The sequence below is a fragment of the Clavibacter vidaverae genome, assembly GCF_047529985.1.
Lineage (GTDB): Bacteria > Actinomycetota > Actinomycetes > Actinomycetales > Microbacteriaceae > Clavibacter > Clavibacter nebraskensis_A.
Map to the genome: position 1 here is coordinate 534,167 of NZ_JBLJAM010000001.1, position 23,997 is coordinate 558,163.

The window sequence follows — 23,997 nt, forward strand, 5'->3', positions numbered from 1 at the left end:
GGTCAGGCGGGCGGCGCCGCCGGCCTCCCCGCCCGGTCGATCGCGGCCTCCACGCGCCGCAGCACGTCCTCGTCGCCCATGATCCGGAAGTGGCCCGAGGCGGCGACGCGCTCGTCGGTCGCGCCGTCCAGCGAGCTGCCGCCGGGGATGTGCGGGTCGAAGCGCGCGAAGACGCTCGTGATCCGCGCGTTGACCTCGCGCGACCGGCCGAGCTCCACGAGCGCGGCGTTCCGCGGCGAGAAGTCGCGGATGCTGCGGACCGGGAAGAGGCGCGCGTAGGAGGACCCGCCGAAGGGCGCGTTGATCGCCACCATCGCCCGGATCCGCCGGTCGGGGTCGCCGAACGCCATGAGGTGCTTGCCGATGAGGCCGCCCTTGCTGTGCGCCACCACGATCACGTCGCGCAGGTCCTCGGCCTCGAGGTACGCGCGGGCCCGGCGCGACATCTCGGCGACGCGGCCGACGTTGGCGCCGAGCGACCCGACCACGTGCACGCCGTGGCCGCGCGCGTGCAGCCGCCGGATGATCGGCAGCATGAACTGCCAGCGCTCGTAGACGCCGGGCAGCACCAGGATCGACGGCCGGTCGTCGCGCCCGTCCTCGAACGAGCGGGCGTCGTCGCGGGAGAAGGTGGCGGCGAGCTGCCAGCGGAGGACGTAGGCGTAGTCGAGCGCCCAGTCGAGCGCCTTCCGGAGGACCGACAGCTGCGGGAGGGGGGCGGGGGCGTCGGCGGTCACGCGTCCATCCTGCCCGCGTGCGCCGGGCACGGTCGCAGGCGCGGTCGCGGTCAGCGGGTCCGCGCGTGCTCGACGATCGCGCGCGCCACGCCCAGCGGGTCCGTGAACATGACCACGTGCGGGCCGCGGGCCAGGTGGAACGCGCCGCGCGGGATCCGGGCGGCGAGGTCGCGTGCGAACGCACGGTCGACCACGGCGTCCCGGTCGCCGACCACCACGAGCGTCCGGGCGCGGATCCGCGGCGCCCGCTCCTCGATCGCGTCGTCGATGAGGTGCGGCAGCTGGCGGAGGTAGTACGGGATCCCGCAGCGCAGGAAGTAGTCGCCGAGCACCACGGCGTTCGACAGCAGCGGCTCGCGGAGCGTGTCGATCCCGAGCGCGAGCGCGGCCCTGACGAGTCCGCGCACGCGCGGCGGGAGCGTCGGCGCGATGAGCACGAGGCGGTCCGAGACCTCCGGATGGTCGACGGCGAGCTGCGCGACGATCTGCGTGCCCATCGAGTGGCCCACCACGACGGGGTCGACGAGCCCGTGCAGCCGGATCACCTCCGCCACGACGTCCGCGTGGTCGGCGAGCGTCACGTCCCGGCGCACGCGCGGCGACTCGCCGTAGCCCGGCAGGTCGATCGCCAGCACGTCGCCGTGCTCCGCGAGGAACGCGGCGACGGGGTGGAAGTAGCGCGACGAGACGCCGATCCCGTGCACGAGCACGAAGGACGGCCGGCGGCCCGCGGCTCCCGTCCCCCCGATGCCCACGGGAGCGCTGGAGGTCGTGCGCCCCGCGTTGGGGCCCGGCGAGCGGAACACCTTGATCGCGATGCGGAACCCGAGCACCGTGCGGCGCTCCAGGTCGTGGTCGACGGGGATCGCGCGGGAGCCGTAGCGGCGCGAGAGCAGGAGCCAGCGCGGCGGCGTGGACTCCGTGCGGTGCACGTCCCCCGGTCGCCGGACGCGGTCGAGCCGGGCGAGGGGGGAGCGCATCCGATGACCCTAGCCGTCCGCCCCCGGGCGGCCGCGCTCCCGGTCGATGGGAGGATGGACACCCGCCGACTCCCGAGGAGACCCGATGAGCCCCGACTGGTCAGATGCCACCCTCGCCGACCTGCCCCTCCGCGACGGGATCCGCGGCGAGGAGCCCTACGGCGCCCCGCAGCTCGACGTGCCCGTGCTCCTCAACGTCAACGAGAACCCCTACCCGCTGCCCGAGGAGGTGGCCGTCGCCGTGAGCGAGGCCGTGCTCGAGGCCGCCCGCGGGCTGAACCGCTACCCGGACCGCGAGTTCCTCGAGCTGCGCACCGAGCTCGCGCGGTACCTCACCGCCGACAGCGGGCTCGAGCTCGGGCCGGAGAACGTGTGGGCGGCGAACGGATCCAACGAGGTCCTGCAGCAGGTGCTCCAGGCCTTCGGCGGCACCGACCGCGTCGCGCTCTCCTTCGCCCCGCACTACGCGATGTACCCCGAGTACGCGCGCAACACGCTCACGCGGTGGGTCTCGGGCCGACGCGCGGAGGACTTCACGCTCGACCTCGCGAACGTCACCGAACTCGTCGAGGAGCACCAGCCGAGCGTCGTCTTCCTCACCAGCCCGAACAACCCGACGGGCACCGCGCTGTCGATCGCCGAGATCGAGCACGTCCTGTCCGTCGCCCCGGGCGTGGTCGTCATCGACGAGGCCTACGCCGAGTTCCGGCGCGAGGGCGTGCCGACCGCGATCTCGCTGCTCCCCGACCACCCGCGCCTCCTCGTCTCGCGCACCATGAGCAAGGCGTTCGCGTTCGCGGGCGGTCGGCTCGGCTACCTCGCGGCCTCCCCCGCGGTCGTCGACGCGCTCCGCATCGTGCGCCTGCCGTACCACCTGTCCCGCATCACGCAGGTGAGCGCGACCGCCGCCCTCCGCCACAGCCGCGTGCTGCTCGCGCAGGTCGCGTCGCTGCGCGAGGAGCGCGACGGGCTCGTCGCGTGGCTGCGCGGCCGCGGGTTCGAGGTCGCGCCGTCGGACGCCAACTTCGTGCTGTTCGGCCGGTTCCCCGACCGGCACGCGGTGTGGCAGGGCCTGCTCGACCGGGGCGTCCTGATCCGCGAGACCGGCCCCGAGGGCTGGCTGCGCGTCTCCGTCGGCACGCCCGAGGAGACGGCCGCCTTCCGTGACGCGCTCGACGACGTGCTCGGGACGCCGCGGGGCTGAGCCCGCCGCGCGGCGGACCTCAGGGCCGGAAGCGGATCCCCGTCGCGTCCTCGGCGGCGGACCACAGCTGCTCGGCGACCGCCCGCGACCGCGCGTGCTCCGCCACGAAGGCGGGAGCGGGCGCGCCCTTCAGCTCGAGCGGGCCGCCCGGTCCCCAGGAGTCCCCGCCCGTGACCCCGTCGGCCGCCGCGGCATGCGCGACCGGCCACGCGCCGGCGTCCTTGCCCTGCACGAGCACGCGGCCCGCCCCGGCGACCCGGCGACGCGCGGCGGTGCCGCCCCGCGGACCTGCAGCCGGATCCTGCGGCGGAGTCAGCGCGTCGACCGACCAGCCCGGGTGCGCGGAGACGGCGACGCGGTCGGATCCGGCCGCCCGCCAGCGCCGGTCGAGCTCCGACGCGATCATCATGCACGCCGTCTTCGACCGGCCGTAGCGGACGAGCGCCGGCATGCGGCGCTCCCCCGCGAGGTCGCCGAGGTCGAGCGGCGAGAAGCGGTGGGCGAGGGATCCGAGCATGACGACGCGCCCGCCGGCCCGCAGCCGCGGCGCGAGGCCGGCGACGAGCGCGAAGTGGCCGAGCGCGTTGGTGCCCATGAGCTCCTCGAACCCGTCGACCGTCGTGCGGCGCCGCCGCGCGCGGCCGCCCGCGGGAGTGAGGCCGGCGTTGGCGACGATCGCGTCGAGGTCCTCGCGGACGGCGGCGACGCACTCCTCCACGCTCGCGAGGCTGGCGAGGTCGAGCGCGACCACCTCCACGTCGGCCCCCGGCACGCGCGAGGTGAGCGCCCGCGCGGCCGCGTCCCCGCGCTCGGCGGACCGGCACGCCAGCAGCACGCGCGCGCCCGCGTCGGCGAGCTGGACCGCGGTCCAGAAGCCGATGCCGCCGTTCGCGCCCGTGACGAGGATCGTCCGCCCCGCGAGGTCGGGTAGGCGAGGCGCGACGCTCACGAGAGGGTGCCCACGCGGGTCACGCGCACGACGGCCTCGGCCGCCTCGTTCGACGCGCCGAGGTCGACCGTCGCCTCGATCCCCCAGTCGTGGTCGCCCTCGGGGTCGTGCAGCGCCTGGCGCACGATCCACTCCGTCGGCCGCTCCTCGATCGTCACGAGCGCCTGGCTGCGCGCGTCGCCGTCGGTGAGGATCCGGTCGTACTCGCCGAAGTATCCGTCGAGCGCGTCGCCCCACGCGTCCGCGTCGAAGCCCGCGGCGCCGTCGAGCTCGCCGAGCGCCTGCAGGTCCTCGCGGGCCGCGAGCTGCACGCGCCGGAACATCTCGTTGCGCACGAGGATCCGGAACGCGCGCGTGTTCGACGTGAGCAGCTTCGGGGCCGGCGGCAGCACGGGGGCGTCGCCGGGCGCGGCGGTGGGGTGCGACAGCTCCTCCCACTCGTCGAGGAGGCTGGAGTCGACCTGGCGCACGAGCTCGCCCAGCCACTCGATCACGTCGAGCAGCTCCTCGGTCTTGGCCTCGTCGGGGATCGTCTGCCGCATCGCCCGGAACGCGTCGGACAGGTAGCGCAGCACGAGACCCTCGGAGCGCATGAGGCCGTAGAAGGAGACGAGCTCGCTGAAGCTCATCGCCCGCTCGTACATGTCGCGGACGACCGACTTGGGGCTGAGCGCGAAGTCGCCGATCCACGGCTGGCTCGCCGCGTAGGTCGTGAAGGCCTGGTCGAGCAGCTGCTCGAGCGGCTTCGGGTGCGTGACGGTCTCGAGCAGCTCCATGCGCTGGTCGTACTCGATGCCGTCGGCCTTCATCGCCTGCACGGCCTCGCCGCGGGCCTTGAACTGCTGCTGCGACAGGATCGGCCGCGGGTCGTCGAGCGTCGCCTCGACCACGCTGACCATGTCGAGCGCGTACGTCGGCGACTCCCGGTCGAGCAGCTCGAAGACCGCGACCGCGAACGGCGACAGCGGCTGGTTGAGCGCGAAGTCGGCCTGCAGGTCGACCGTCAGCGTGATCCGCGTGGGCCCGCCGTCCGGGTCCGCCTCCTGGCTGACGATGCCCGCGGTGCGGAGCGTGCGGTAGATCGCGAGGGCGCGGCGCGCGAGGGCCAGCTGGCGGATCCGGGGCTCGTGGTTGTCCTCGACGAGCGCGCGCATGTTCTGGAACACGTCGCCGCCGCGCGCGATGACGTTGAGCATCATCGCGTGGCTCACCTGCATGCTCGAGGTCAGCCGCTCCGGCTCCGCGTCGATGAGCTTCCGGAAGCTCGGCTCACCCCACGAGACGAAGCCCTCCGGCGCCTTCTTGCGCACGAGCTTCCGGCGCTTCTTCACGTCGTCGCCCGCGCGCTCGAGCATCTTCAGGTTCTCGGTCTCGTGCTCGGGCGCCTGCGCGACCACCGTGCCCGCGGTGTCATAGCCGGCCCGGCCCGCGCGCCCCGCGATCTGGTGGAACTCGCGCGCGTTGAGCTGCCGCATCCGCGTGCCGTCGTACTTCGTGAGGCCGGTGAACAGCACCGTGCGGATGGGGACGTTGATGCCGACGCCCAGCGTGTCCGTGCCGCAGATGACGCGGAGGAGCCCCTGCTGCGCGAGCTGCTCCACGAGCCGGCGGTACTTCGGCAGCATGCCGGCGTGGTGCACGCCGATCCCCGACCGCACGAGCCGCGACAGCGTCTTGCCGAACGCGGTGCTGAAGCGGAAGCCGCCGATGAGGTCCGCGATCTCGTCCCGCTGCTCGCGCGACACGATCTTGATGCTCGAGAGTGCCTGCGCCCGCTCGAGCGCGGCGGCCTGCGCGAAGTGGACGATGTAGACGGGCGCCTGCTTCGTATCGAGCAGCTCCTCGACGGTCTCCTGCACGGGCGTCACGGCGTAGTGGAAGAAGAGCGGGACGGGCCGCTCGATGCCCGTGATGCGCGCGGTCGGCCGGCCCGTGCGGCGCGTGAGGTCGTCCGCGAGGTCGGTGACGTCGCCGAGCGTCGCCGACATGAGCACGAACTGCGCGTGCGGGAGGAGCAGGAGCGGCACCTGCCAGGCCCAGCCGCGCTGCGGATCCGCGTAGAAGTGGAACTCGTCCATCACGACCTGGTCGACGGGGGTGTCCGCGCCGCCGCGGAGCGACCGGTTGGCGAGGATCTCGGCGGTGCAGCAGATGATCGGCGCGTCCGGGTTCACGGACGAGTCGCCCGTGACCATCCCGACCTGAGCGGCGCCGAAGAGCTCCACCAGCGCGAAGAACTTCTCGGAGACGAGCGCCTTGATCGGCGCCGTGTAATAGGAGCGGCGGCCGCGGGCGAGCGCCGAGAAGTGCGCCGCGACGGCGACGAGCGACTTCCCCGTGCCCGTCGGCGTCGAGAGGATGAGGTGCGCGCCCGACGCGATCTCGAGCGCCGCCTCGTCCTGCGCGGGGTAGAGCTCGATGCCCTGCGACAGCGCCCACTCGGCGAACGCGTCGTAGATCGCGTCGTCGGTCGCCCCGTCCACGGCCAGCCGGGCCGCCTCCTCGGTGAGCGTGGGGGCGAGGGCGGTGTCGGGCATGATGCGTCCATCCTCCCCCACGGATCCCGCCCGGGAGCATCGGGCGTGCGGCACCGCATCCGGAGTTGTCCACAGGTGGCAGGGAACGACGGGCGGCAGCGCGTACGTTCACCGGATGCCCTCCACCCCGCTCGACCCCCGACCCGACCGCGTCCCGCTCGACCCGACCGCCGTCCCGCCCGTGGAGGGCGCTGCGACCACCCCCGATGCGGGCGCCCGGGATGCCGACCCGACCTCGGCCGCGCCGGCCGGGCCGGACGCCGCGCCGGTCGACGCCGAGGCGGAGCGCGCCCGCTGGCGCGACCGCCGCACCGGGCTCATCGCGCTCGTGGTGGTCACCATCGCGCTCTGGGCGGTCATCGCCGCCGCCATCGGCTTCGCGACCACGATGTAGCGCGGCGGCCGCGGTCGTCGTGACGACCGCCGCCGCCCGACCGGGCCTCGCCGCCCGGGTATCATCTCCTGTGCCCTCCGACGCCCTCCCCGACGACCCCGCCGCTCCCACGGATCCCGTCGCCCCCGCTCCCGACGCGGCCATCGACCCCGCCGACCTCGCCGTCACGCTGCGCGTCCTCGGCTCGCTCGCCGACATCGACGAGGAGCACCCCGACTTCGTCGCCGTCCGCCGCGCCACCGCCTCCATGTTCAAGTCGGTGAAGAAGGCCCGCCGGCTCGAGAAGCGCGAGGCCGTCGCCAGCGCCGACCGCGCCGTCGTCGCCGCCACCGCCACGGGCGCGCCCGACCGGATCGACGACGAGACCCGCGGGATCCCGCTCGCCATCACGACGGCCGCGCCCACCGCGGGCACGCTCCTCCGCTCGCGCCCCTGCTACATCTGCAAGCAGCACTACACGCAGGTCGACGCCTTCTACCACCAGCTCTGCCCGGACTGCGCGGCGCTCAACCACGCCAAGCGCGAGGCCCGCACCGACCTCACCGGCATGCGCGCGCTGCTCACGGGCGGCCGCGCGAAGATCGGCATGCACATCGCGCTCCGGCTCCTCCGCGACGGCGCGCACACCACCATCACCACGCGCTTCCCGCGCGACGCCGTCCGCCGCTTCGCCGGCCTGCCCGACGCGCACGAGTGGGTGCACCGCCTGCGCGTCGTCGGCCTCGACCTCCGCGACCCCGCGCAGGTCATCGGCCTCGCCGACGCGGTCGCCGCAGCGGGCCCGCTCGACATCCTCATCAACAACGCGGCGCAGACCGTGCGCCGCTCCCCCGGCTCCTACGCGCCGCTGTCCGAGGCGGAGTCGGCGCCGCTGCCCGACGGGCCGATCCCCGAGCTGCTCACGTTCGGCCACACGAACGACGCGCACCCCGCGGCCCTCGCCGCCAGCGTCGCGGCGCACCCCATCCTCTCGACGGCGACGGGCATCACGGCGGCCGAGGTCACCGAGCTCGCGATGACCGCCGGGTCCTCCTCGCTCGCGCGCCTCGCGGCCGGCACCGCCATCGACGCGGGCGGCCTCGTGCCCGACCTGCACGACGCGAACAGCTGGACCCAGGTGGTGCACGAGGTGGACCCGCTCGAGATGCTCGAGGTCCAGCTCGCCAACGTCACGGCGCCGTTCCTCCTCGTCAGCCGGCTGCGGCCCGCGATGGCCGCCTCGACGGCCCGCCGCAAGTACGTCGTCAACGTGAGCGCCATGGAGGGCCAGTTCGCCCGCGCCTACAAGGGCCCCGGCCACCCGCACACCAACATGGCCAAGGCCGCGCTCAACATGATGACCCGCACGTCGGCGCGCGAGATGCGCGAGACCGACGGCATCCTCATGACGAGCGTCGACACCGGCTGGATCACCGACGAGCGCCCGCACCCCACCAAGGTCCGGCTGGCCGAGGAGGGCTTCCACGCCCCGCTCGACCTGGTGGACGGCGCCGCGCGCGTCTACGACCCCATCGTCATGGGCCAGGCCGGCGAGGACATCTCGGGCGTCTTCCTCAAGGACTACCGCGTCGCCGAGTGGTGATCCGCCGCAGCGCCTGACACGACGAGAGGCCCGGACCCGCATCGCGGTGTCCGGGCCTCTCGTCTCGGTGGCTGTTACTCGACGGCGTCGAGGTCCGACTCGAGCAGCGCGGCGAGCTCGTCGAGCGCGGCGTCCGCGCCGTCGCCCTCGGCCGTGAGCACGACCTGGTCGCCGTTGGCCGCGCCCAGGCTCATCAGCGAGAGGATGCTGGTCGCGTCGAGCGGCGTGCCGCCCGGCTTGCTGATCTTGACCGGCACGCCCGTGCGGCGCACGGCCTCGATGAACAGGGATGCGGGTCGGGCGTGCAGGCCCACGCGGCTGCCGATGGTGGCGGTGCGCTCGGTCATGGACGTTCTCCTTCTGGTGATGCGGATGGGACGGGGACGGGGACGGGATCAGGCCGCGACGGGCACGCCCTGGTCGGCGGACGCGGCCTCGGCGACGGCCTCGGGGCGCTTCGCGGTGAACCGCTTGAGCAGCACGACGAGGAACGCCGAGATGACGGTGCCGACCGCGACCGAGGCGAGGAAGCCGAGGAACGTGCCGTTCATGGCGAAGAGCACGAACACGCCGCCGTGCGGAGCCTGCGACACGACGCCGAGGCCCATCACCATGGCGCCCGTGACGGCGCCGCCCACGATGCTCGCGGGGATCACGCGCAGCGGGTCGACGGCGGCGAACGGGATGGCGCCCTCGGAGATGAACGCGGCGCCGAGGAGCCACGCGGCCTTGCCGTTCTCGCGCTCGGCCGGGCTGAACAGGCGGCGGTCGATCACGGTGGAGGCGAGCGCGAGGGCCAGCGGCGGGACCATGCCGGCGGCCATGACCGCGGCCATGATCGCCCACGGGGCCTGGTCGGTGATGGATCCGGCGCCGAGGCCCGCCACCGCGAACGAGTACGCGACCTTGTTGATGGGACCGCCGAGGTCGACGCACATCATGACGCCGAGGATCACGCCGAGCAGGAGCGCGGACGCGCCCGTGAGGCCCGACAGGAAGTCGTTGAGGCCGACGGTGAGCGCCGCGATCGGGCCGCCGAGCACCATGACCATGAGCCCGGAGGCGACGATGGACGCGAGCAGCGGGATGATCACGACGGGCATGAGGCCCCGGAGCCATCGCGGCACGTCGATGCGGCCGATCGCGTAGGCGATGCCACCGGCGAGCAGGCCGCCCACCAGGCCGCCGAGGAAGCCGGCGCCCATGATGAGCGAGACGGCTCCGGCCACGAACCCGGGCGCGATGCCCGGGCGGTCGGCGATGGCGTAGGCGATGTAGCCGGCGAGCACCGGCACGAGGAACTTCATCGACGCGTTGCCGATGACGAACGCGACGGCGCCGAGGTAGCTCATGACGCCGCCGTCCGGCAGGTTGGCGAGCGAGTTCTGCACCACGATGTCGGAGGCGACGTCGGAGATCCGGTAGCCGCCGAGCAGGAAGCCGAGCGCCATGAGGAGCCCGCCGCCCGCGACGAACGGGATCATGTAGCTGACGCCCGTGAGCAGCCAGCGCTTGAGGCGCGCGCCCACGCCCTGCGACGACTGCGGGGAGGCCTGCTCCGATCCTGCGGACGCGGCGGCGCCGCCCGGGACGCGCGGTGCGCTCGGGTCCTTCGCGGCGGCGACGGCCTCGGCGACCATCTGGTCGGGCTGGTCGATGCCGCGCTTGACGGGCGACTGGATGACGGGCTTGCCGGCGAAGCGCGCGCGGTCGCGCACGTCGACATCGACAGCGAAGATGACGGCCGTGGCCCGCGCGATGACCGCCGGGTCGACGGGCGTGACGGAGGAGGATCCCTGGGTCTCGACGTGCAGCTCGACCCCGGCGCGCTTCGCGGCGGCCACGAGCGAGTCGGCCGCCATGTAGGTGTGCGCGATGCCGGTGGGGCACGCCGTGACCGCGATGAGCACGGGCGCGTCCTCGGCCGGGGCGGACGACGCGGGGGCCGACGCCGACGCAGCGGGAGCCGCGGCGGCCGGCGCGCCCGTCGAGGAGGCGGGCTCGTCCACGAGCGCGCCCTCCACGAGCGAGACGACCTGGTCCTCGTCGGTCGCCGAGCGCAGCGCCTCCACGAACTCCGGCTTGATGAGCGAGCGGGCGAGGCGCGACAGCAGCACGAGGTGCTCCTGGTCGGCGCCGTCGGGGGCGGCGATGAAGAACACGAGGTCGGCGGGGCCGTCCGGCGCGCCGAAGTCGACGGTCGGTGCCGGGCGGGCCATGACGAGCGTGGCCTCCGTCACCGCGGCGGAGCGGCAGTGCGGGATCGCGAGACCGCCGCCCATGCCGGTCGCGGTCTTCGACTCGCGCTCCCACGCGTCGGCGAAGAGGGCGTCGGCGTCGGTGGCGCGTCCCTCGGCGACCACGCGCTCGGCGAGCGTGCGGACGGCGTGCTCGCGGTCGGCGCCGAGATCGGCGTCGAGGAGCACGAGGCGGTTCGTGATGAGCGATGGCATGTTCTTCTCCAGGTGGGACGGGTCAGCGATCGGCGGCGATCGGGAGGAGCGGCTGGACGGTGACGCTGTCCGGCCGGGTCTGGTCGGGGGACGGCATGGTGCTGCCGGGGAGGCTCGCGGCGGCGGATCCGTGGGCGACGGCCTGCGCCAGCCGCCCCTCGGGTCCCGCCCCGCGGTGGTCGGCGAGCAGGTAGCCCGCGAGCGAGGAGTCGCCCGCGCCCACGGTGCTCACCGGCACGATCGGCGGCATGGTGGCGTGCCACCCGCCGTCGGCCGTGGTGAGGACGGCCCCGCGTGCCCCGAGGGTCGCGAGGACCGCCCGGCAGCCGCGGGAGACGAGGGACCGGGACGCGTCGTGGGCCCGACGGGGGTCGGCCTCCAGCGCGTCGGGGTCGTCGAGGCCGACGAGCTCGGCGAGCTCCTCGGCGTTGGGCTTGACGAGGTCGACGACGGCGCCCGACGCGACGAGCGCGGCCATGGGGGCCCCCGAGGAGTCCACGGCGATGCGCGGGGCGGCGTCGCCGAGCTCGGCGCGCACGGCCTGCACCACGCGGGCGTGGAAGTCGTCGTCGAGGCCGGGCGGCAGGGATCCGGCCAGCACGAGCCAGCTCGCCGCGCGCGAGTGGCGGATGACGAGCGCCACGAGGGCGTCCGCCTCCGCCGGGGACAGCACCGGCCCGGGCTCGTTGACCTTGGTCGTCGTGCCGTCGGGCTCGGTGAGCGTGACGTTCTGCCGCACGCGTCCGTCGATGTCGAGGTGGTCCAGCGGGATCCGCTCGGCGGCCAGCGCCACGAGCATCGGGTCGTCGAGACGGCCGGGCAGCAGCGCGATCGTGTCGAGGCCGGAGGCGATGAGCGCGCGGGAGACGTTGACGCCCTTGCCGCCCGGCTGCTCGGCCACGCCGCGGGCCCGCTGCACGGCGCCGCGCGCGAGGGCGCCGGCGAGGTCGATGGTGCGGTCGAGGCTCGGGTTGGCGGTGAGGGTGAGGATCACGCGACCATCACCTCCACCTCGGCGGCGGCCAGCGCGTCGGCCAGCGGCCCGTCGGGGACGGCGTCGGTCACGAGGGTGTCGAGGTCGTCGAGGGCGGCGAAGCCCACGAGCGCCTCCTCCCCCGCCTTGGACGCGTCGACGAGCGCGACGGCCCGTCGCGATCCCCGGGTCAGCGCGGTCTTCACGGCGGCCTCCTCCTCGTCGGGCGTGCTCAGGCCGAACTCCGCGTGGATGCCGTTGGCGCCGATGAAGGCGATGTCCGGCCGCAGGCGCGACAGCTGTCCGAGCGTCGCGGGCCCGACCGCGGCGCTCGTGATCCCGCGGAGGCGGCCGCCGAGCAGCTGCACCTCCACGGCGGGGTTCCGGCTGACCGTCTGCGCCACGACCATGGAGTGCGTGACGACCACGAGGGTGCGGCCGGGGACGTCGGGGGTCCAGGCGGCGATGCGGTCGGCGACGAGGCCGGTGGTGGTGCCGGCGTCGATCGCGACGGATCCCTGGAAGGTCGCGGGGATGAGCCCCATGGCGGCGTCGGCGATGCGCGCCTTCGCGGCCGTGTTGTGGGTACCGCGGGCGTCGAGGCTCTCCTCGGCGCGGGTGGAGCGGCTCGCGCGGACGGCGCCGCCGTGCACGCGACGGAGGACGCCGCGCGTCTCCAGCTGGGCGAGGTCGCGGCGGACGGTCTCGGTCGTCACGTCGAACTCGCGGGCCAGGCCCACCACCGCCACGCGGCCGGTGCGCTCGAGGAGGGCGACCACCCTGTCCTGGCGCTCTTCCGCGTACATGGGGTGGTCTCCTTCGACTCCGTGGGGCCGGTGCGCCTCGCGTCCTCGCACTGTAGCCCGCATGCGCAGGAGAAGCAACACGATCCCACAGAGATCCACACATGCGCAGGAGATCCGGGGCGCGGATGACCGAGAGGGTCAGCGCCCGAGCGCCGCCGCCTCCTTCCGGAGGACGTCCGCGAGGGCGCCCGCCTCCCACGCGAGGCCCGCGGCGTTCGGGTGCAGGGGCACGGATCCCGCGCTCCCGCCGAGGCCCGCGACGTAGGGATCCCCCGCGTCGCCGACGCACGACCCGTGCGCGGCGGTGGGCGCCTCCTGGTCGACGAACCGGGCGCCCGCCTCCCGGGCGGCCCGCGCGATGGCGTCGTCGAGCGCCCGCTGCACGCCGGCGAGCCAGGCGGCGTCCCGGTCGGTCAGCAGCACCTGGCCGTTCACCTCGGACGACGCCGTCGCGCGGAGGCACCCCTCGGCGGGCAGCGCGTCGGGGTCGCCGAGCACCGTGAGGTAGCCGAGCGCCACGATGCGCGCGTCGGGGGCGGCGGCGCGGATCCGGTCGAAGGCGTCGGCCAGTCGCGTGGACACCTCGCCGTCGATGCGCGCGCGGACGGCGTCGGTGCCGCCGGCGGGCGCCAAGGCGTCCACGCACGTCGCGGGACCCGCGGCGACCGGTCCCGCCGCGTCCCGCGCGAGGCATCCGCCCACCAGGGCGGGGAAGCCGAGGTCGTTGCCGCCGAGCCGCACCAGCACGACGTCGGCGCCGTCCGCGAGGGCGTCGAGCTGCGCGGGGACCTGCTGTCCGCCGCGTTCGCCGGGCGCGGCGAGCTCCGCGGTGGTGGCGCCGTCGCACGCCGCGTCGACGAGCGTGGCGCCGACCTCGGCCGCCGCGACGCGGACGGACCCGGCGACCGTGCGGCCGCACACGCCGGGATCCCCGGGCACCGGCTCGGCGGGACCCGTGCCGGTCGAGTAGGAGTCGCCGAGCGAGACGACGCGCAGCGGTGCCTCCGCGTTCGGGAGCACGACGGGGTCGGCCGCGGTGCACCCGCTCATGAGCAGGGCGACGGCCGCGCCGACGAGGGCGACCGGTCGCCGCGGATGCGCTCCCCGACGACCGTCGCGGAGCGGGCGGTGGACGGGTCGGGCGGCGCGGGCATCCATTGCCACGACCCTACGCGCGGGCCCTCCGGCGAGCGGCCGGATCAGTCCTCGGCGCCGCGCTGGCGCGCGTAGACGACGACCGCGACGATGAGCCCGACCACGAGCCCGGCGGCCAGCGGGAAGAGGAAGCCGCCCGGGCCGATCTGCGTGACCACGCTGCCGTGGTCGATGCGCGTGCTCACGACGCCGGGGACGTCGAGGCCCGCGTACCCCTCGGTGCCCTGGGCGAACGAGGTGATGAGGAGGGTCACGATGACGGCCGCGCCGACCACGAACGCGGCCAGGAACCCCAGGACCGCGGACCCGACCACCGACGTGCGGTGCGGGTCGGTGCTGTGGGTCCGGTGCAGGGTGGCGTGCGACATTGTGGAGCTCCAGGGGTCGATGACCTGTGCCACGGTACCCGGGTCCCCCAAGTGGAGGACAGCCCCCCGATCGGGGAGCGGATCCGGCGCGCGACCCGGTCGGCGTGCTTCCCTGGGCCATGCCGAACGCGCTCCCCTGGATCCTGGTCGTCCTCCTCGTCGTCGCCCTCGCCCTGCTGATGGTCGACCGGCGCCGCCGTCGGGCTCGCCAGGACGCGGCGCTCCAGGACGAGGGAGCCCGTCACGCGCAGGAGGTCGCCCTCCGCGACGCGCAGCACGCGGCGGACACCGCCGCCCGTGCCGCGACGCAGAGGGCCGAGCTCGCCGCCCGCGACGTCGCGTTGGGTGCCGCGCAGGCCGACGCGGGTGAGGCGCGTCGGCTGCTCGCGCGCACCTGGAAGACCGACCGCGTGTCCCACGACCTCATCGTGGCGGCGTGCGCGGCGGCGGGCATCCGCGGCGTCCTCGCCACGAACGTCGTCCTGACCGGGACGGAGGAGTGGACGAGGCGGAGGTACCTGGTGCAGGTCGACCACGTCCTCCTCACCCCGGGAGCCGCCGTCATCATCGAGAACAAGCACTGGAAGGGGCTCGTCCTCGACACCGTCCGACCGCGGGACGTGCACGAGTCCCTCGGCACGCTGCTGGCCGCGTACGACACCGACCCGCCCGCCGTCCTGCACATCACGTCCGACGGGGACGGCGGCGGCTTCCGCCTCCGACGCGCGGAACAGGCTCCGGTCGCGCAGGTGCGGCGCCAGTCCATCCGGCTGGCGGCCTACGTGCGGGACGCGCTCGGCTCCACCCCGTTCTTCTCCACGGTCGTCCTCTACAGCCATGCCGATGCCACGGTCATCGCTCCTCCGAACACCGAGGAGCGCGGCGCGACGCGGCGCATCACCTCGCCGGCTGGGCTCGCCGCGGGGATCCAGCAGGTCATCCGCAGCAGCACCGATCGGGTGCCACCGGAGGCGATCGCGCGGATGACCGAGCTCTTCGCGTCCGGCGGCGCGCACGTCGAGCGTGTCGGACCGCAGGCCTGACGCGTGGCGGTGCCGTCCTGGACGAGGCGCGCACACGTGAGGAACCTGCCTGGAGACGAGAAGAGCCCCGCACCTCGGTGAGGTGCGGGGCTCGTGCGGTGGATCTGAGGGGATTCGAACCCCTGACCCCCTGCATGCCATGCAGGTGCGCTACCAACTGCGCCACAGACCCGTTCTCCGCTTCCCTGCGGAAGCGACTCGTCTACATTACTACACATTCCGACCGCCCCATGACCAGGGCATCCTCGCGAGCGGTCGGGCGGCGGGGACGCCTCAGTCGAAGAGCTCGCTAAGCCAGCTCTCCTTCTTGCGGGGCTTCCCGCCGTACCCGTCGCGCTGGCCGTAGCCGCCCGCAGGCGGGTGGACGGAGCTCCCCCGGCCGCGGTCGTCGCGCGAACCGTACGCGCGGTCGTCCGGCAGTCCGTACGAGCGCTCGTCGCGCGAGCCGTACGACCGATCCCGATCGTCGTCCCGCCGCCGGTCGTCCCGTCCGGGCTCGGGGGAGCCGCCGAGCGGGGCGGCAGGCGCCGGGGCGGCGGGCGCAGGCCGTGCCTCCTGCTCGGCGCGGTCGAGGATCTTGTCCAGCTCGCCGCGGTCGAGCCACACGCCGCGGCAGTCCGGGCAGTAGTCGATCTCGACGCCGGCGCGCTCGCTCATGACGAGGGTGGCCGAGTCGTTGGGGCACTTCATGCGACGGGCTCCTCGCGGGCAGGGCGGACGCGGATCAGGATGCGGAGGCCGTCGGCTCGATCTCGAGGGCGACGACGGGGCAGTCCTTCCAGAGGCGCTCCAGCGAGTAGTACATGCGGTCCTCCTCGGTGAAGACGTGGGCGACGACGTCGCCGAAGTCGAGGAGGATCCAGCGGCCCTCGCTCTTCCCCTCGCGGCGCAGCGGCTTGGCGCCGGCCTCGATCATCTTGTCCTCGATCTCGTCGGCGACCGCCTGCGCGTTCCGCTCGTTGCGGGCCGAGGCGATGAGGAAGACGTCGGTGAGGGGCAGGGGCCCGGAGACGTCGAGCGCGACCAGGTCGATGGCCTGCTTGGAATCGGCGGCGGAGGCGGCGACCTTGAGCAGGTCGAGGGCGCGGGGAGAAGCGGTCACAGAGTCCTTCCGGGACGGGTGGGGTGGTGCATCAGAGGATCAGAATACATTCGTCATGAACGCGACGATGACGAGGCCCGCGCCGATGACGGCGACTCCCCCGGCCGTGACGGCCGCGACGACCGGCGCCGTGAAGCGCTTGCGGGGCGGCGGCTGCACGACGGCGCGCGTGGAGGTGTGGGTGCTCACCGCGCGGCTGGCGCGGACGGGCTCGGAGTCGGTGCCGCCGGGAGCGTGGTCGTGGTCGTCGCCCTGCTCGAGGATCCGGTCCATGTCGGCCGTGTCGAAGCGGTCCGGGTGCGTGCCCATCGAGCCGAGGCTGCGGGGCAGGTCGATGGATCCGGTGATGATGATCTCGCCCGTGCTGTTGAGCGCCTGCTGCATGTCGTTGGCGTGCGGCACGGTCGGGAGGATGAAGTGGTTGCCGGTGTGCGGCTGGTCCTCGTCCACCTGGTCCTGCACGGACCAGTGACCGGTCGGCGGGGTGAAGGGCGTGCGGACGTCGGGTGCGGGCTGGTCGGCCGCGGCCTGCGCGGACGCGGCCTGCGCGGAGACGGACTGCTCGTCCTTGCCCGCGTCCGCTGCGCGGTCGCGGGAGGCGGCGGTGTCGAGGTCCTCGGCTGCGGCGGACGCGCGGGTGCCGAAGTCGGGCTCGATGGTGGGCGCGGCGGATCCGGTGACCCACGGCACGGGCTCGAGGGAGGGCGCGGGGCGGGGATCCTCGTCGCGGCTCGGCGTGTGCGGCGCCAGGGGCGGGACGGTCGGCTGCTCGCCGGACGCGTCCGGGTCGCGGTCAGCGCCAGCGCCCGACGGGACGATGGGGGCGAACGGCCAGGCGGAGGGCGTGTCGGAGGAGCGGTCCGCGGCGGCGGGCGCCTCGACGGATCCGCGCTCGGTGTCGTCCTCGACGGGAGCGTCGGCGACCTGAGGGGCGTCGATGGCGTCGGGTGCCGTCGGGGCGTCGGTCGTCGGGGCCGCGTCGGACGACGGGGCCTCCTGCGGGGCATCGGCGGCGTCAGTCGCGTCTGACGCGGGGCTGCGGCGATAGGCGCTGCCGTACGGCGCGCGCGGTCGCGGCGTGGCACGCGAGCCGCGGCCGTAGCGCACGTACGGCGGGACGGCCGGCTCGGAGGACGCCGCGGACGGCGCGTCGTCGACGGCGGGGACGCTGCGCTCCTCGGCGGGTGCGTCGGCGGGCGCGGGCGCGTCGGCCGCGGCGGCATCGCCGTGCTCGGATCCGCGCTGCTGGCGGGCGGCCTCCTCGGCCTCCCGGATGGCGCGGAGCTGGCGTCGGGTGAGCACGCCGCCCGACAGGAGGATGGCGGAGGTGTCGGGGCCGACGCCGGGGGCGGTGAGGGGCTCGGCCGCGGGCGTCGTCGCCGCGTCGGTCGCCTGCCCGGATCCGGCGTCCTCGGACGGCCGCGACGCCGTGCCGTCCGCGGCCTCCCGTGCATCGGAGCGCTCGGGGGCGCCCGCCGACGCGGCGTCCGTGGGACCCGTGGGCTCCTCGACCGGCGCGTCGTCCGCCTCGTCTATGCCGAGGGCCAGGGCGCGGGCGCGCTCGGCGGCGCGCATCTCGCGGCGGCTGAGGCCGAGGGTCGCGGGAGCGGGACCGTCGTCGAACGAGGTCCGCCCGGTGTCGGGCGCGTCGTGGGAGGGGGTCATTGCGGGCTCCGATACAGGTGGTGCTTGGAGATGTACTGGACGACTCCGTCGGGGACGAGGTACCAGACGGGGAAGCCCCGCCCGACTCGGCTCCGGCAGTCGGTGGAGGAGATCGCCAACGCCGGCACCTCCAGCAATCTTACGTCGGCGTGCGGGAGGCCGCTCTCGGTGAGGTCGTGTCCGGGGCGCGTGACGGCCACGAAGTGCGCCAGGTCCCAGAGCTCCGCGACGTCCTTCCAGCCGAGGATCTGCTGGATCGCGTCCGCGCCCGTGATGAAGAACAGCTCCGCGTCCGGGTGCGTGCGCCGGATGTCGCGGAGCGTGTCGATCGTGTACGTGGTGCCGGCCCGGTCGATGTCGACGCGGCTGACGGTGAAGCGCGGGTTGGCCGCGGTGGCGATGACGGTCATCAGGTAGCGGTGCTCGCCGTCGGTGACCGTCTGCTTCTGCCACGGCTGCCCGGTGGGGACGAAGATCACCTCGTCGAGCTGCAGGTGCTGCTGCACCTCGCTCGCGGCGACGAGGTGGCCGTTGTGGATCGGGTCGAACGTGCCGCCCATGACCCCGATGCGGAGGCGCGGGGTCGCGGGTGTCGTCATGTGGCCGGCGCTCGCGCTCAGTGCGTCGAGTCGGCGGTGCCGTGGCCCTGCTCGGCGACGGGGGGCTTGCCCCACTTCTCCGAGTGGCGGTTGCTGACGTCGCGGAAGCTGAACATCACCGCGCCGAGCGCGATGAACGCGACCGCCGCGACGGCCGGGAACACCCAGAGCGGAGCGGCCAGCTCCATGGCGTGCTCGGTCTCGGCGAGGATGGTGGTGGTCAGCGCGTGCATGGGGTCTCCGTTCGTGGCACGCCTCGTGGCACGGAGGCGGCGCCTGCCATCCTATCGGCGGGCCCCCGTGCGGGGCGTGCGCCGCGGTCGGGCGTGCCGCGGGCCCTGCATGTCCGTCCGGGACGAGGTCAGCCGCGGACCTGCCCGCTCCCCCGCACGATCCACTTCGTGCTGGTCAGCTCCTGCACCCCCATCGGCCCGCGCGCGTGCAGCTTCTGGGTGGAGATGCCGACCTCGGCGCCGAAGCCGAACTCGGATCCGTCGGTGAAGCGGGTCGAGGCGTTGACCATGACGACGGCCGAGTCCACCGCCTGGAGGAAGCGCTCGGCGACCGCGAGGTCGGAGGTGACGATCGACTCGGTGTGGTGCGTGGACCAGCGGGCGATGTGCGCCACCGCGTCCTCCACGGAGTCGACGACGCGCACGGCCACGTCGAGGGAGAGGTACTCCGCGGCCCAGTCGCCGTCGTCAGCGGGGACGGCCGCGGGCCACAGGTCGCGGACGGCCGCGTCGCCGTGCACGGTCACCCCGCGGTCGCGGAGCGCGTCGAGGACGTCGGGCAGGATCCGGGGCGCGGCGTCCCGGTGCACGAGGAGCGTCTCCATGGCGTTGCACACGCTCGGCCGGCTGACCTTGGCGTCGACGGCGATGTCGACCGCCATGCGCGCGTCCGCGGACGCGTCGAGGTAGACGTGGACCACGCCCGCGCCGGTCTCGATGACGGGGACGGTCGACTCCTCCACCACGGTGCGGATGAGGTCGGCGGATCCGCGCGGCACCAGGACGTCGACGAGCCCGCGGGCGCGCATGAGGCGGGCGGCGCCCGCTCGGCCGTGGGCGTCCACGGTCTGCACGGCGTCGGCGGGGAGGCCCGCGCGCTCGAGGGCGCCGCGCATCACCTCGACCAGGACGGCGTTCGTGCGGAGGGCCGCGGATCCGCCGCGGAGGACCACGGCGTTGCCGCTGCGGAGGGCGAGCGCCGCGATGTCGACGGTGACGTTGGGCCGTGCCTCGTAGATCGCCCCCACCACGCCGAAGGGGACCCGCACCTCGGAGAGCAGCAGGCCGTTCGGGAGGGTGCGGCCGCGGACGACGTGGCCGAGCGGGTCGTCGAGGGCGCGGATCCCCGTCACGGCGTCCGCGAGGGACGCGACCCGCACCGCGTCGAGGGCCAGCCGGTCGAGGAGCCCCGCGGCGAGGCCGGCGGCCCGACCCGCGGCCAGGTCCTCCGCGTTGGCGGCGACGATGCGGTCGCGCGCGTCGAGGAGCGCGGCGGCGATCCCGTCGAGGGCGGCCTCGCGCTGTCCGGAGGTGGCGGCCGCGAGGGCCGTGGACGCGGCGCGGGCGCCCGCGAGGATCGCGTCGAGGTCGGCGTCCGACGGGGTCCCCTCGGAGCGGGACGCGGCGGGTGCGGGCGCGACGTCGGGGACGCCGGAGGCGAGGGCGGGCATGCACGGCAGCCTAGCCAGCCCAGCGCGCCGCCGATCCCGGGCGGACGCGGGGCGTCGCGCAGCCGGTCGCGTCAGGCGCGGGGGGCGAACCAGGTGCCGACGTGCGCACCCGCGAGGGCCTCCGCGACCTGCGCGGTCGACGTGAGCAGGACACCCGCTCCCGCCTCGGCGGCGAGGCGCGCGGCCGCGACCTTGGTCACCGCTCCCCCGGTGCCGACGCCCGTGCCCGTGCTGCCGATCTCCACGCCCTCGAGCTCGTCGCCGAAGTCCACGTGCTCGATGCGGCGCGCGCCGGGCTCCTGGGGCGGCCGCGTGTACAGCGCGTCGACGTCCGAGAGGAGGAGCAGGAGGTCGGCGTCCACGAGACGCGCGACGAGCGCCGCGAGCCGGTCGTTGTCGCCGAAGCGGATCTCGTGCGTCGCCACCGTGTCGTTCTCGTTGACGATGGGCAGCAGCCGGAGGCCCAGAAGGCGCTCCATGGCGCGTTGCGCGTTCTCGCGGTGGTCGGGGGCGGCGAGGTCGCCCGCCGTGAGGAGCACCTGGCCGGCGACGATGCCGTAGCGGTCGAGGCTCTCCTGGTACCGGAAGATCAGCACGCTCTGCCCGACGGCCGCGGCGGCCTGCTGCGTGGCGAGGTCGGCCGGGCGGTCGTCGAGGCGGAGGAACGGCATCCCCGTGGCGATGGCGCCGGAGGAGACGAGCACGACCTCGGCGCCCCGCGCGTGGACGGAGGCGATCGCGTCCACGAGCGGCCCGATCTGCCCCGCGTTCTCGCCGCTGATGGAGGACGAGCCGACCTTCACGACGATGCGCCGCGCGGACGCGATCCCCGCGCGCGAGGTCGTGCCCACCCGCTAGGCCTTGTCGTCCGAGGCCGCGTCCTCGTCCGCCTGGTCGTCGTCCGCCCAGAGGCCGGCCTCGCCCTCGCGCACGAGCTGGGCGCGGGCCTCGGCCTTGGCGTCCATGCGCGCGAAGTAGTCCTCGCGGCGCGCCTGGTTGGTGCGGCGGTTGAGCGGATCGACGCGGGCGTCGGCCCCGCGGGGGCTCGTGATGAGCTCCGCGGTGGAGGTGAGCGTGGGCTCCCAGTCGAAGACGACGCCGTCGCCCTCGCCGATGACGACGCTGGATCCGGCGACAGCCCCGGCCTTGAACAGGCCGTCCTCGACGCCGAGCTTCGCGAGCCGGTCGGCCAGGTAGCCCACGGCCTCGTCGTTCGTGAAGTCGGTCTGCTGCACCCAGCGCTCCGGCTTGGTGCCGAGGACACGGAAGATGTCGCCGTAGCTGCCGCCGTCGACCCGGATGGTGAAGGGCTTCTCGTCCACGGCGCGCGGGCGGAGGACGATGCGCGGGGCATCGGGCTCCTCGGCCGCCTTGGTGCGCGCGTCCTCGACGAGCTCGGCGAGGGCGAAGGACAGCTGGCGCAGGCCCTCGTGGCTCACGGTGGAGATGTCGAACACGCGGTAGCCGCGCGCCTCGAGCTCGGGGCGCACGAGCTCGGCAAGCTCCCGCGCCTCCGGCACGTCGATCTTGTTGAGCGCGACGAGCTGGGGACGCTCGAGCAGCGGGACCTGGCCGTCGGGGACGGGGTAGGCCGCGAGCTCGGTGAGGATGATGTCGAGGTCGGAGATCGGGTCGCGGCCGGGATCGAGCGTGGCGCAGTCCAGCACGTGCAGGAGCGCCGAGCAGCGCTCGACGTGGCGCAGGAACTCGAGCCCGAGTCCCTTGCCCTCGCTCGCGCCCTCGATGAGGCCGGGCACGTCGGCGACGGTGTAGCGCGAGTCCGCGACCTCGACGACGCCGAGGTTCGGGTGGAGCGTGGTGAAGGGGTAGTCGGCGATCTTCGGCTTCGCGGCGGAGATCGCGGCGACGAGGCTCGACTTGCCCGCCGAGGGGTAGCCCACGAGCGCGACGTCGGCGACGACCTTGAGCTCGAGGACGACGTCGCCCTCGTAGCCCCGCGTGCCGAGGAGCGCGAATCCGGGGGCCTTGCGCTTGGTGGTGGCGAGCGACGCGTTGCCGAGGCCGCCCTGGCCGGCCTCGGCCGCGACGTAGCGCATGCCGGGCGTGGCCATGTCGGCCAGCTCGTTGCCGTCGGCGTCCTTGACGACGGTGCCCACGGGCACGGGGAGCTCGAGGACCTCGCCGAGCGTGCCGTGGCGGTGGTCGCCCATGCCGGGACCGCCGTTGCGGGAGGACCGGTGGGGGCCGCGGTGGTACGGCAGCAGCGTGGTGACCTGCGGGTCGGCGACGAGGACGATGTCGCCGCCGTTGCCGCCGTTGCCGCCGTCGGGGCCCGCGAGGGGCTTGAACTTCTCCCGGCGCACCGAGACGCAGCCGTTGCCGCCGTTTCCCGCCCGCAGGTGGAGGGTGACGGTGTCGACGAATGTCGCCATGGCTGTCGCTCGTTTCTTCTTGAGAGGTGTTCCCCTGCGGAACGCACGCAAGGGCGGGCCGAGGAGGCCCGCCCTTGTGGTGCTGCGCGGCAGTGCCGCTGCAGGGTCCGTGCTGTCGGCCTGCGCTAGGCCGGGACGACGATGTTGACGACCTTGCGGCCGCCCTTGACGCCGAACTCGACCGAACCGGCCGAGAGGGCGAACAGCGTGTCGTCGCCGCCACGGCCGACGTTGACGCCGGGGTGGAAGTGCGTGCCGCGCTGGCGGACGATGATCTCGCCGGCGCCGACGACCTGGCCGCCGAAGCGCTTCACGCCGAGGCGCTGGGCGTTCGAGTCACGGCCGTTGCGGGTAGAGCTCGCGCCCTTCTTGTGTGCCATCTGGGTCTCCCTGCGTTCTCAGTTGCTAGTTGATCTCGGTGACCTGGACGCGCGTGAGGTCCTGACGGTGCCCCTGGCGCTTCTTGTACCCGGTCTTGTTCTTGAACTTCTGGATGACGATCTTCGGACCGCGGAGGTCGTTCAGGATCTCGGCGCTGACGGTGACGTCGGCGAGCTTCGCGGCGTCCGTGGTGATGGTGTCGCCGTCGACGAGCAGGACCGCGGGGAGCACGACCTTGCCGCTCTGCTGGTTCTTGACCCGGTCCATCGTGACGATGGTCCCGACCTCGACCTTCTCCTGCCGACCGCCGGCGCGCACAACTGCGTAAACCACTTTTCCGTACCTGTTTTCTCTCGCGGGCTTGACTCACTGGGGACTTGACGCCCTGTGGCCCGAATCATTGGAGGAAGTCTGCCGCAGGCGCACGACCCCTTGGGGATCGGCGCATGCCAGCGACTCACGTTACCGGAACGCCGGACAGGGGTCAAACTCCGGACCCCGGGCGTCCTCGGTCGATCATACGCGAGGGTCGGCGCGTCGGCTCGCATCCGCGCCGGGCGCGTCGCGGCTCCCTCGGCGGCACGTGCCGGGGCCGTCTGCCTATGCTCGCAGGATGACCGTGCTCCTCGACCGACCCGCCTGGCCCGCGCACGGGACGCTGTGGTCCCACCTCGTGAGCGACGCCTCGCTGGAGGAGCTGCACGCGTTCGCCCGGGCTGCCGGGATCCCCGAGCGCGGCTTCGATCGGGACCACTACGACGTGCCCGCCGCCCGCTACGACGAGCTGGTCGCGCAGGGCGCTGTGCCCGTGTCCAACCGCGACCTGGTGCGGCGCCTGCAGGCGAGCGGCCTGCGCGTGACCCAGCGGGAGCGCCGCGGCCCCGCCGCCTGAGGTGACGCACGTGGGCCGCGGGGCCCGGGCGGAGGACGACGGAGGGCCCGGAGCATGCGCTCCGGGCCCTCACGTCGTGCGGCCGTCGCGAGGACGGCCG

The 23,997-nt window shown here is 74.4% G+C and carries 25 protein-coding genes and 1 tRNA gene; 5 read left to right on the forward strand and 21 right to left on the reverse strand.

Annotation, left to right across the window (positions count from 1 at the left end; genetic code table 11):
* Window positions 1-2 precede the first annotated feature (2 nt).
* Both ACMT9T_RS02485 and ACMT9T_RS02490 read right to left on the reverse strand, forming a co-directional pair.
* A complete protein-coding gene (locus ACMT9T_RS02485) occupies window positions 3-737 on the reverse strand; it encodes an esterase/lipase family protein (RefSeq protein WP_414744086.1) in 735 nt (244 codons plus the stop codon).
* Window positions 738-787: 50 nt separating this feature from the next.
* A complete protein-coding gene (locus ACMT9T_RS02490; RefSeq protein WP_414744087.1) occupies window positions 788-1,717 on the reverse strand; it encodes an alpha/beta fold hydrolase in 930 nt (309 codons plus the stop codon).
* An 85-nt stretch (window positions 1,718-1,802) separates the two neighbouring features.
* Between ACMT9T_RS02490 and ACMT9T_RS02495 the strand changes: the two genes are divergently transcribed.
* Window positions 1,803-2,921, forward strand: coding sequence for a histidinol-phosphate transaminase (locus ACMT9T_RS02495; protein WP_414744088.1), 1,119 nt, complete (start codon window positions 1,803-1,805; stop codon window positions 2,919-2,921).
* 19 nt (window positions 2,922-2,940) lie between these two features.
* Here the strand turns inward: ACMT9T_RS02495 and ACMT9T_RS02500 are convergent, their stop codons facing one another.
* Window positions 2,941-3,870: an SDR family NAD(P)-dependent oxidoreductase gene (locus tag ACMT9T_RS02500; RefSeq protein ID WP_414744089.1), complete on the reverse strand. Its 930-nt coding sequence runs from the start codon at window positions 3,868-3,870 to the stop codon at window positions 2,941-2,943.
* Entirely contained in the window at window positions 3,867-6,407 is a 2,541-nt protein-coding gene (locus tag ACMT9T_RS02505) for a DEAD/DEAH box helicase (protein ID WP_414744090.1), read from the reverse strand. Before ACMT9T_RS02505 ends, ACMT9T_RS02500 begins: the two co-directional genes overlap by 4 nt.
* A gap of 115 nt (window positions 6,408-6,522) precedes the next feature.
* Here ACMT9T_RS02505 and ACMT9T_RS02510 point away from each other — a divergent pair, with 115 nt between their 5' ends.
* Complete coding sequence (locus ACMT9T_RS02510) at window positions 6,523-6,801, forward strand: hypothetical protein (RefSeq protein WP_414744091.1); 279 nt, start codon at window positions 6,523-6,525, stop codon at window positions 6,799-6,801.
* 70 nt (window positions 6,802-6,871) lie between these two features.
* Window positions 6,872-8,383, forward strand: a complete 1,512-nt coding sequence (locus ACMT9T_RS02515; protein WP_414744092.1) for an SDR family NAD(P)-dependent oxidoreductase — start codon at window positions 6,872-6,874, stop codon at window positions 8,381-8,383.
* Between the two features lie 74 nt (window positions 8,384-8,457).
* Here ACMT9T_RS02515 and ACMT9T_RS02520 read toward each other — a convergent pair whose 3' ends face one another.
* The 6 genes from ACMT9T_RS02520 to ACMT9T_RS02545 all read right to left on the reverse strand — a co-directional run bounded on the left by ACMT9T_RS02520 (window position 8,458) and on the right by ACMT9T_RS02545 (window position 14,138).
* On the reverse strand, window positions 8,458-8,730 hold the full coding sequence (locus tag ACMT9T_RS02520; protein ID WP_086514791.1) for an HPr family phosphocarrier protein: 273 nt from the start codon (window positions 8,728-8,730) through the stop codon (window positions 8,458-8,460).
* Window positions 8,731-8,778: 48 nt separating this feature from the next.
* Window positions 8,779-10,836: a PTS fructose transporter subunit IIABC gene (locus ACMT9T_RS02525; protein ID WP_414744093.1), complete on the reverse strand. Its 2,058-nt coding sequence runs from the start codon at window positions 10,834-10,836 to the stop codon at window positions 8,779-8,781.
* A 22-nt stretch (window positions 10,837-10,858) separates the two neighbouring features.
* Window positions 10,859-11,830 carry a 1-phosphofructokinase family hexose kinase gene (locus tag ACMT9T_RS02530; RefSeq protein WP_414744094.1) on the reverse strand — a complete coding sequence of 324 codons (972 nt, stop codon included), beginning with the start codon at window positions 11,828-11,830 and terminating at the stop codon, window positions 10,859-10,861.
* On the reverse strand, window positions 11,827-12,615 hold the full coding sequence (locus ACMT9T_RS02535) for a DeoR/GlpR family DNA-binding transcription regulator (RefSeq protein ID WP_414744095.1): 789 nt from the start codon (window positions 12,613-12,615) through the stop codon (window positions 11,827-11,829). Before ACMT9T_RS02535 ends, ACMT9T_RS02530 begins: the two co-directional genes overlap by 4 nt.
* Window positions 12,616-12,753: 138 nt before the next feature.
* Window positions 12,754-13,773 (reverse strand): SGNH/GDSL hydrolase family protein, encoded by a 1,020-nt coding sequence (locus ACMT9T_RS02540; RefSeq protein ID WP_414744096.1) that lies wholly within the window; start codon window positions 13,771-13,773, stop codon window positions 12,754-12,756.
* A 41-nt stretch (window positions 13,774-13,814) separates the two neighbouring features.
* Window positions 13,815-14,138 (reverse strand): hypothetical protein, encoded by a 324-nt coding sequence (locus ACMT9T_RS02545; RefSeq protein WP_414744097.1) that lies wholly within the window; start codon window positions 14,136-14,138, stop codon window positions 13,815-13,817.
* 119 nt (window positions 14,139-14,257) lie between these two features.
* On the opposite strand from ACMT9T_RS02545, the gene ACMT9T_RS02550 reads away from it, so the two are divergent.
* The gene (locus ACMT9T_RS02550; protein WP_414744098.1) at window positions 14,258-15,181 is read left to right on the forward strand and encodes a nuclease-related domain-containing protein; all 924 of its coding nucleotides are present in this window, start codon (window positions 14,258-14,260) and stop codon (window positions 15,179-15,181) included.
* Between the two features lie 99 nt (window positions 15,182-15,280).
* Here the strand turns inward: ACMT9T_RS02550 and ACMT9T_RS02555 are convergent.
* From ACMT9T_RS02555 to rplU, 11 genes are all read right to left on the reverse strand, one after another.
* Window positions 15,281-15,353 (reverse strand) — tRNA-Ala (locus ACMT9T_RS02555).
* Window positions 15,354-15,454: 101 nt separating this feature from the next.
* Window positions 15,455-15,871 carry a TFIIB-type zinc ribbon-containing protein gene (locus tag ACMT9T_RS02560; RefSeq protein WP_414744099.1) on the reverse strand — a complete coding sequence of 139 codons (417 nt, stop codon included), beginning with the start codon at window positions 15,869-15,871 and terminating at the stop codon, window positions 15,455-15,457.
* 34 nt (window positions 15,872-15,905) lie between these two features.
* A complete protein-coding gene (gene rsfS, locus ACMT9T_RS02565; RefSeq protein WP_012299154.1) occupies window positions 15,906-16,283 on the reverse strand; it encodes a ribosome silencing factor in 378 nt (125 codons plus the stop codon).
* A 39-nt stretch (window positions 16,284-16,322) separates the two neighbouring features.
* Window positions 16,323-17,948 carry a hypothetical protein gene (locus ACMT9T_RS02570; RefSeq protein ID WP_414744100.1) on the reverse strand — a complete coding sequence of 542 codons (1,626 nt, stop codon included), beginning with the start codon at window positions 17,946-17,948 and terminating at the stop codon, window positions 16,323-16,325.
* Window positions 17,945-18,547: a nicotinate-nucleotide adenylyltransferase gene (gene nadD, locus ACMT9T_RS02575; protein ID WP_116055267.1), complete on the reverse strand. Its 603-nt coding sequence runs from the start codon at window positions 18,545-18,547 to the stop codon at window positions 17,945-17,947. The genes ACMT9T_RS02570 and nadD overlap by 4 nt, the downstream gene beginning before the upstream one ends.
* Window positions 18,548-18,564: 17 nt before the next feature.
* Complete coding sequence (locus ACMT9T_RS02580) at window positions 18,565-18,780, reverse strand: hypothetical protein (RefSeq protein ID WP_414744101.1); 216 nt, start codon at window positions 18,778-18,780, stop codon at window positions 18,565-18,567.
* A gap of 128 nt (window positions 18,781-18,908) precedes the next feature.
* Window positions 18,909-20,231, reverse strand: coding sequence for a glutamate-5-semialdehyde dehydrogenase (locus tag ACMT9T_RS02585; RefSeq protein ID WP_414744102.1), 1,323 nt, complete (start codon window positions 20,229-20,231; stop codon window positions 18,909-18,911).
* 71 nt (window positions 20,232-20,302) lie between these two features.
* Window positions 20,303-21,082: a glutamate 5-kinase gene (gene proB, locus ACMT9T_RS02590; RefSeq protein ID WP_414744103.1), complete on the reverse strand. Its 780-nt coding sequence runs from the start codon at window positions 21,080-21,082 to the stop codon at window positions 20,303-20,305.
* Window positions 21,083-21,085: 3 nt separating this feature from the next.
* A complete protein-coding gene (obgE, locus tag ACMT9T_RS02595) occupies window positions 21,086-22,624 on the reverse strand; it encodes a GTPase ObgE (RefSeq protein ID WP_414744104.1) in 1,539 nt (512 codons plus the stop codon).
* A 125-nt stretch (window positions 22,625-22,749) separates the two neighbouring features.
* Window positions 22,750-23,004, reverse strand: coding sequence for a 50S ribosomal protein L27 (rpmA, locus tag ACMT9T_RS02600; protein ID WP_012299161.1), 255 nt, complete (start codon window positions 23,002-23,004; stop codon window positions 22,750-22,752).
* A 25-nt stretch (window positions 23,005-23,029) separates the two neighbouring features.
* Window positions 23,030-23,338 (reverse strand): 50S ribosomal protein L21, encoded by a 309-nt coding sequence (rplU, locus tag ACMT9T_RS02605; RefSeq protein ID WP_012038175.1) that lies wholly within the window; start codon window positions 23,336-23,338, stop codon window positions 23,030-23,032.
* Window positions 23,339-23,618: 280 nt separating this feature from the next.
* On the opposite strand from rplU, the gene ACMT9T_RS02610 reads away from it, so the two are divergent.
* On the forward strand, window positions 23,619-23,897 hold the full coding sequence (locus ACMT9T_RS02610; RefSeq protein WP_414744105.1) for a DUF4031 domain-containing protein: 279 nt from the start codon (window positions 23,619-23,621) through the stop codon (window positions 23,895-23,897).
* Window positions 23,898-23,997 lie beyond the last annotated feature (100 nt).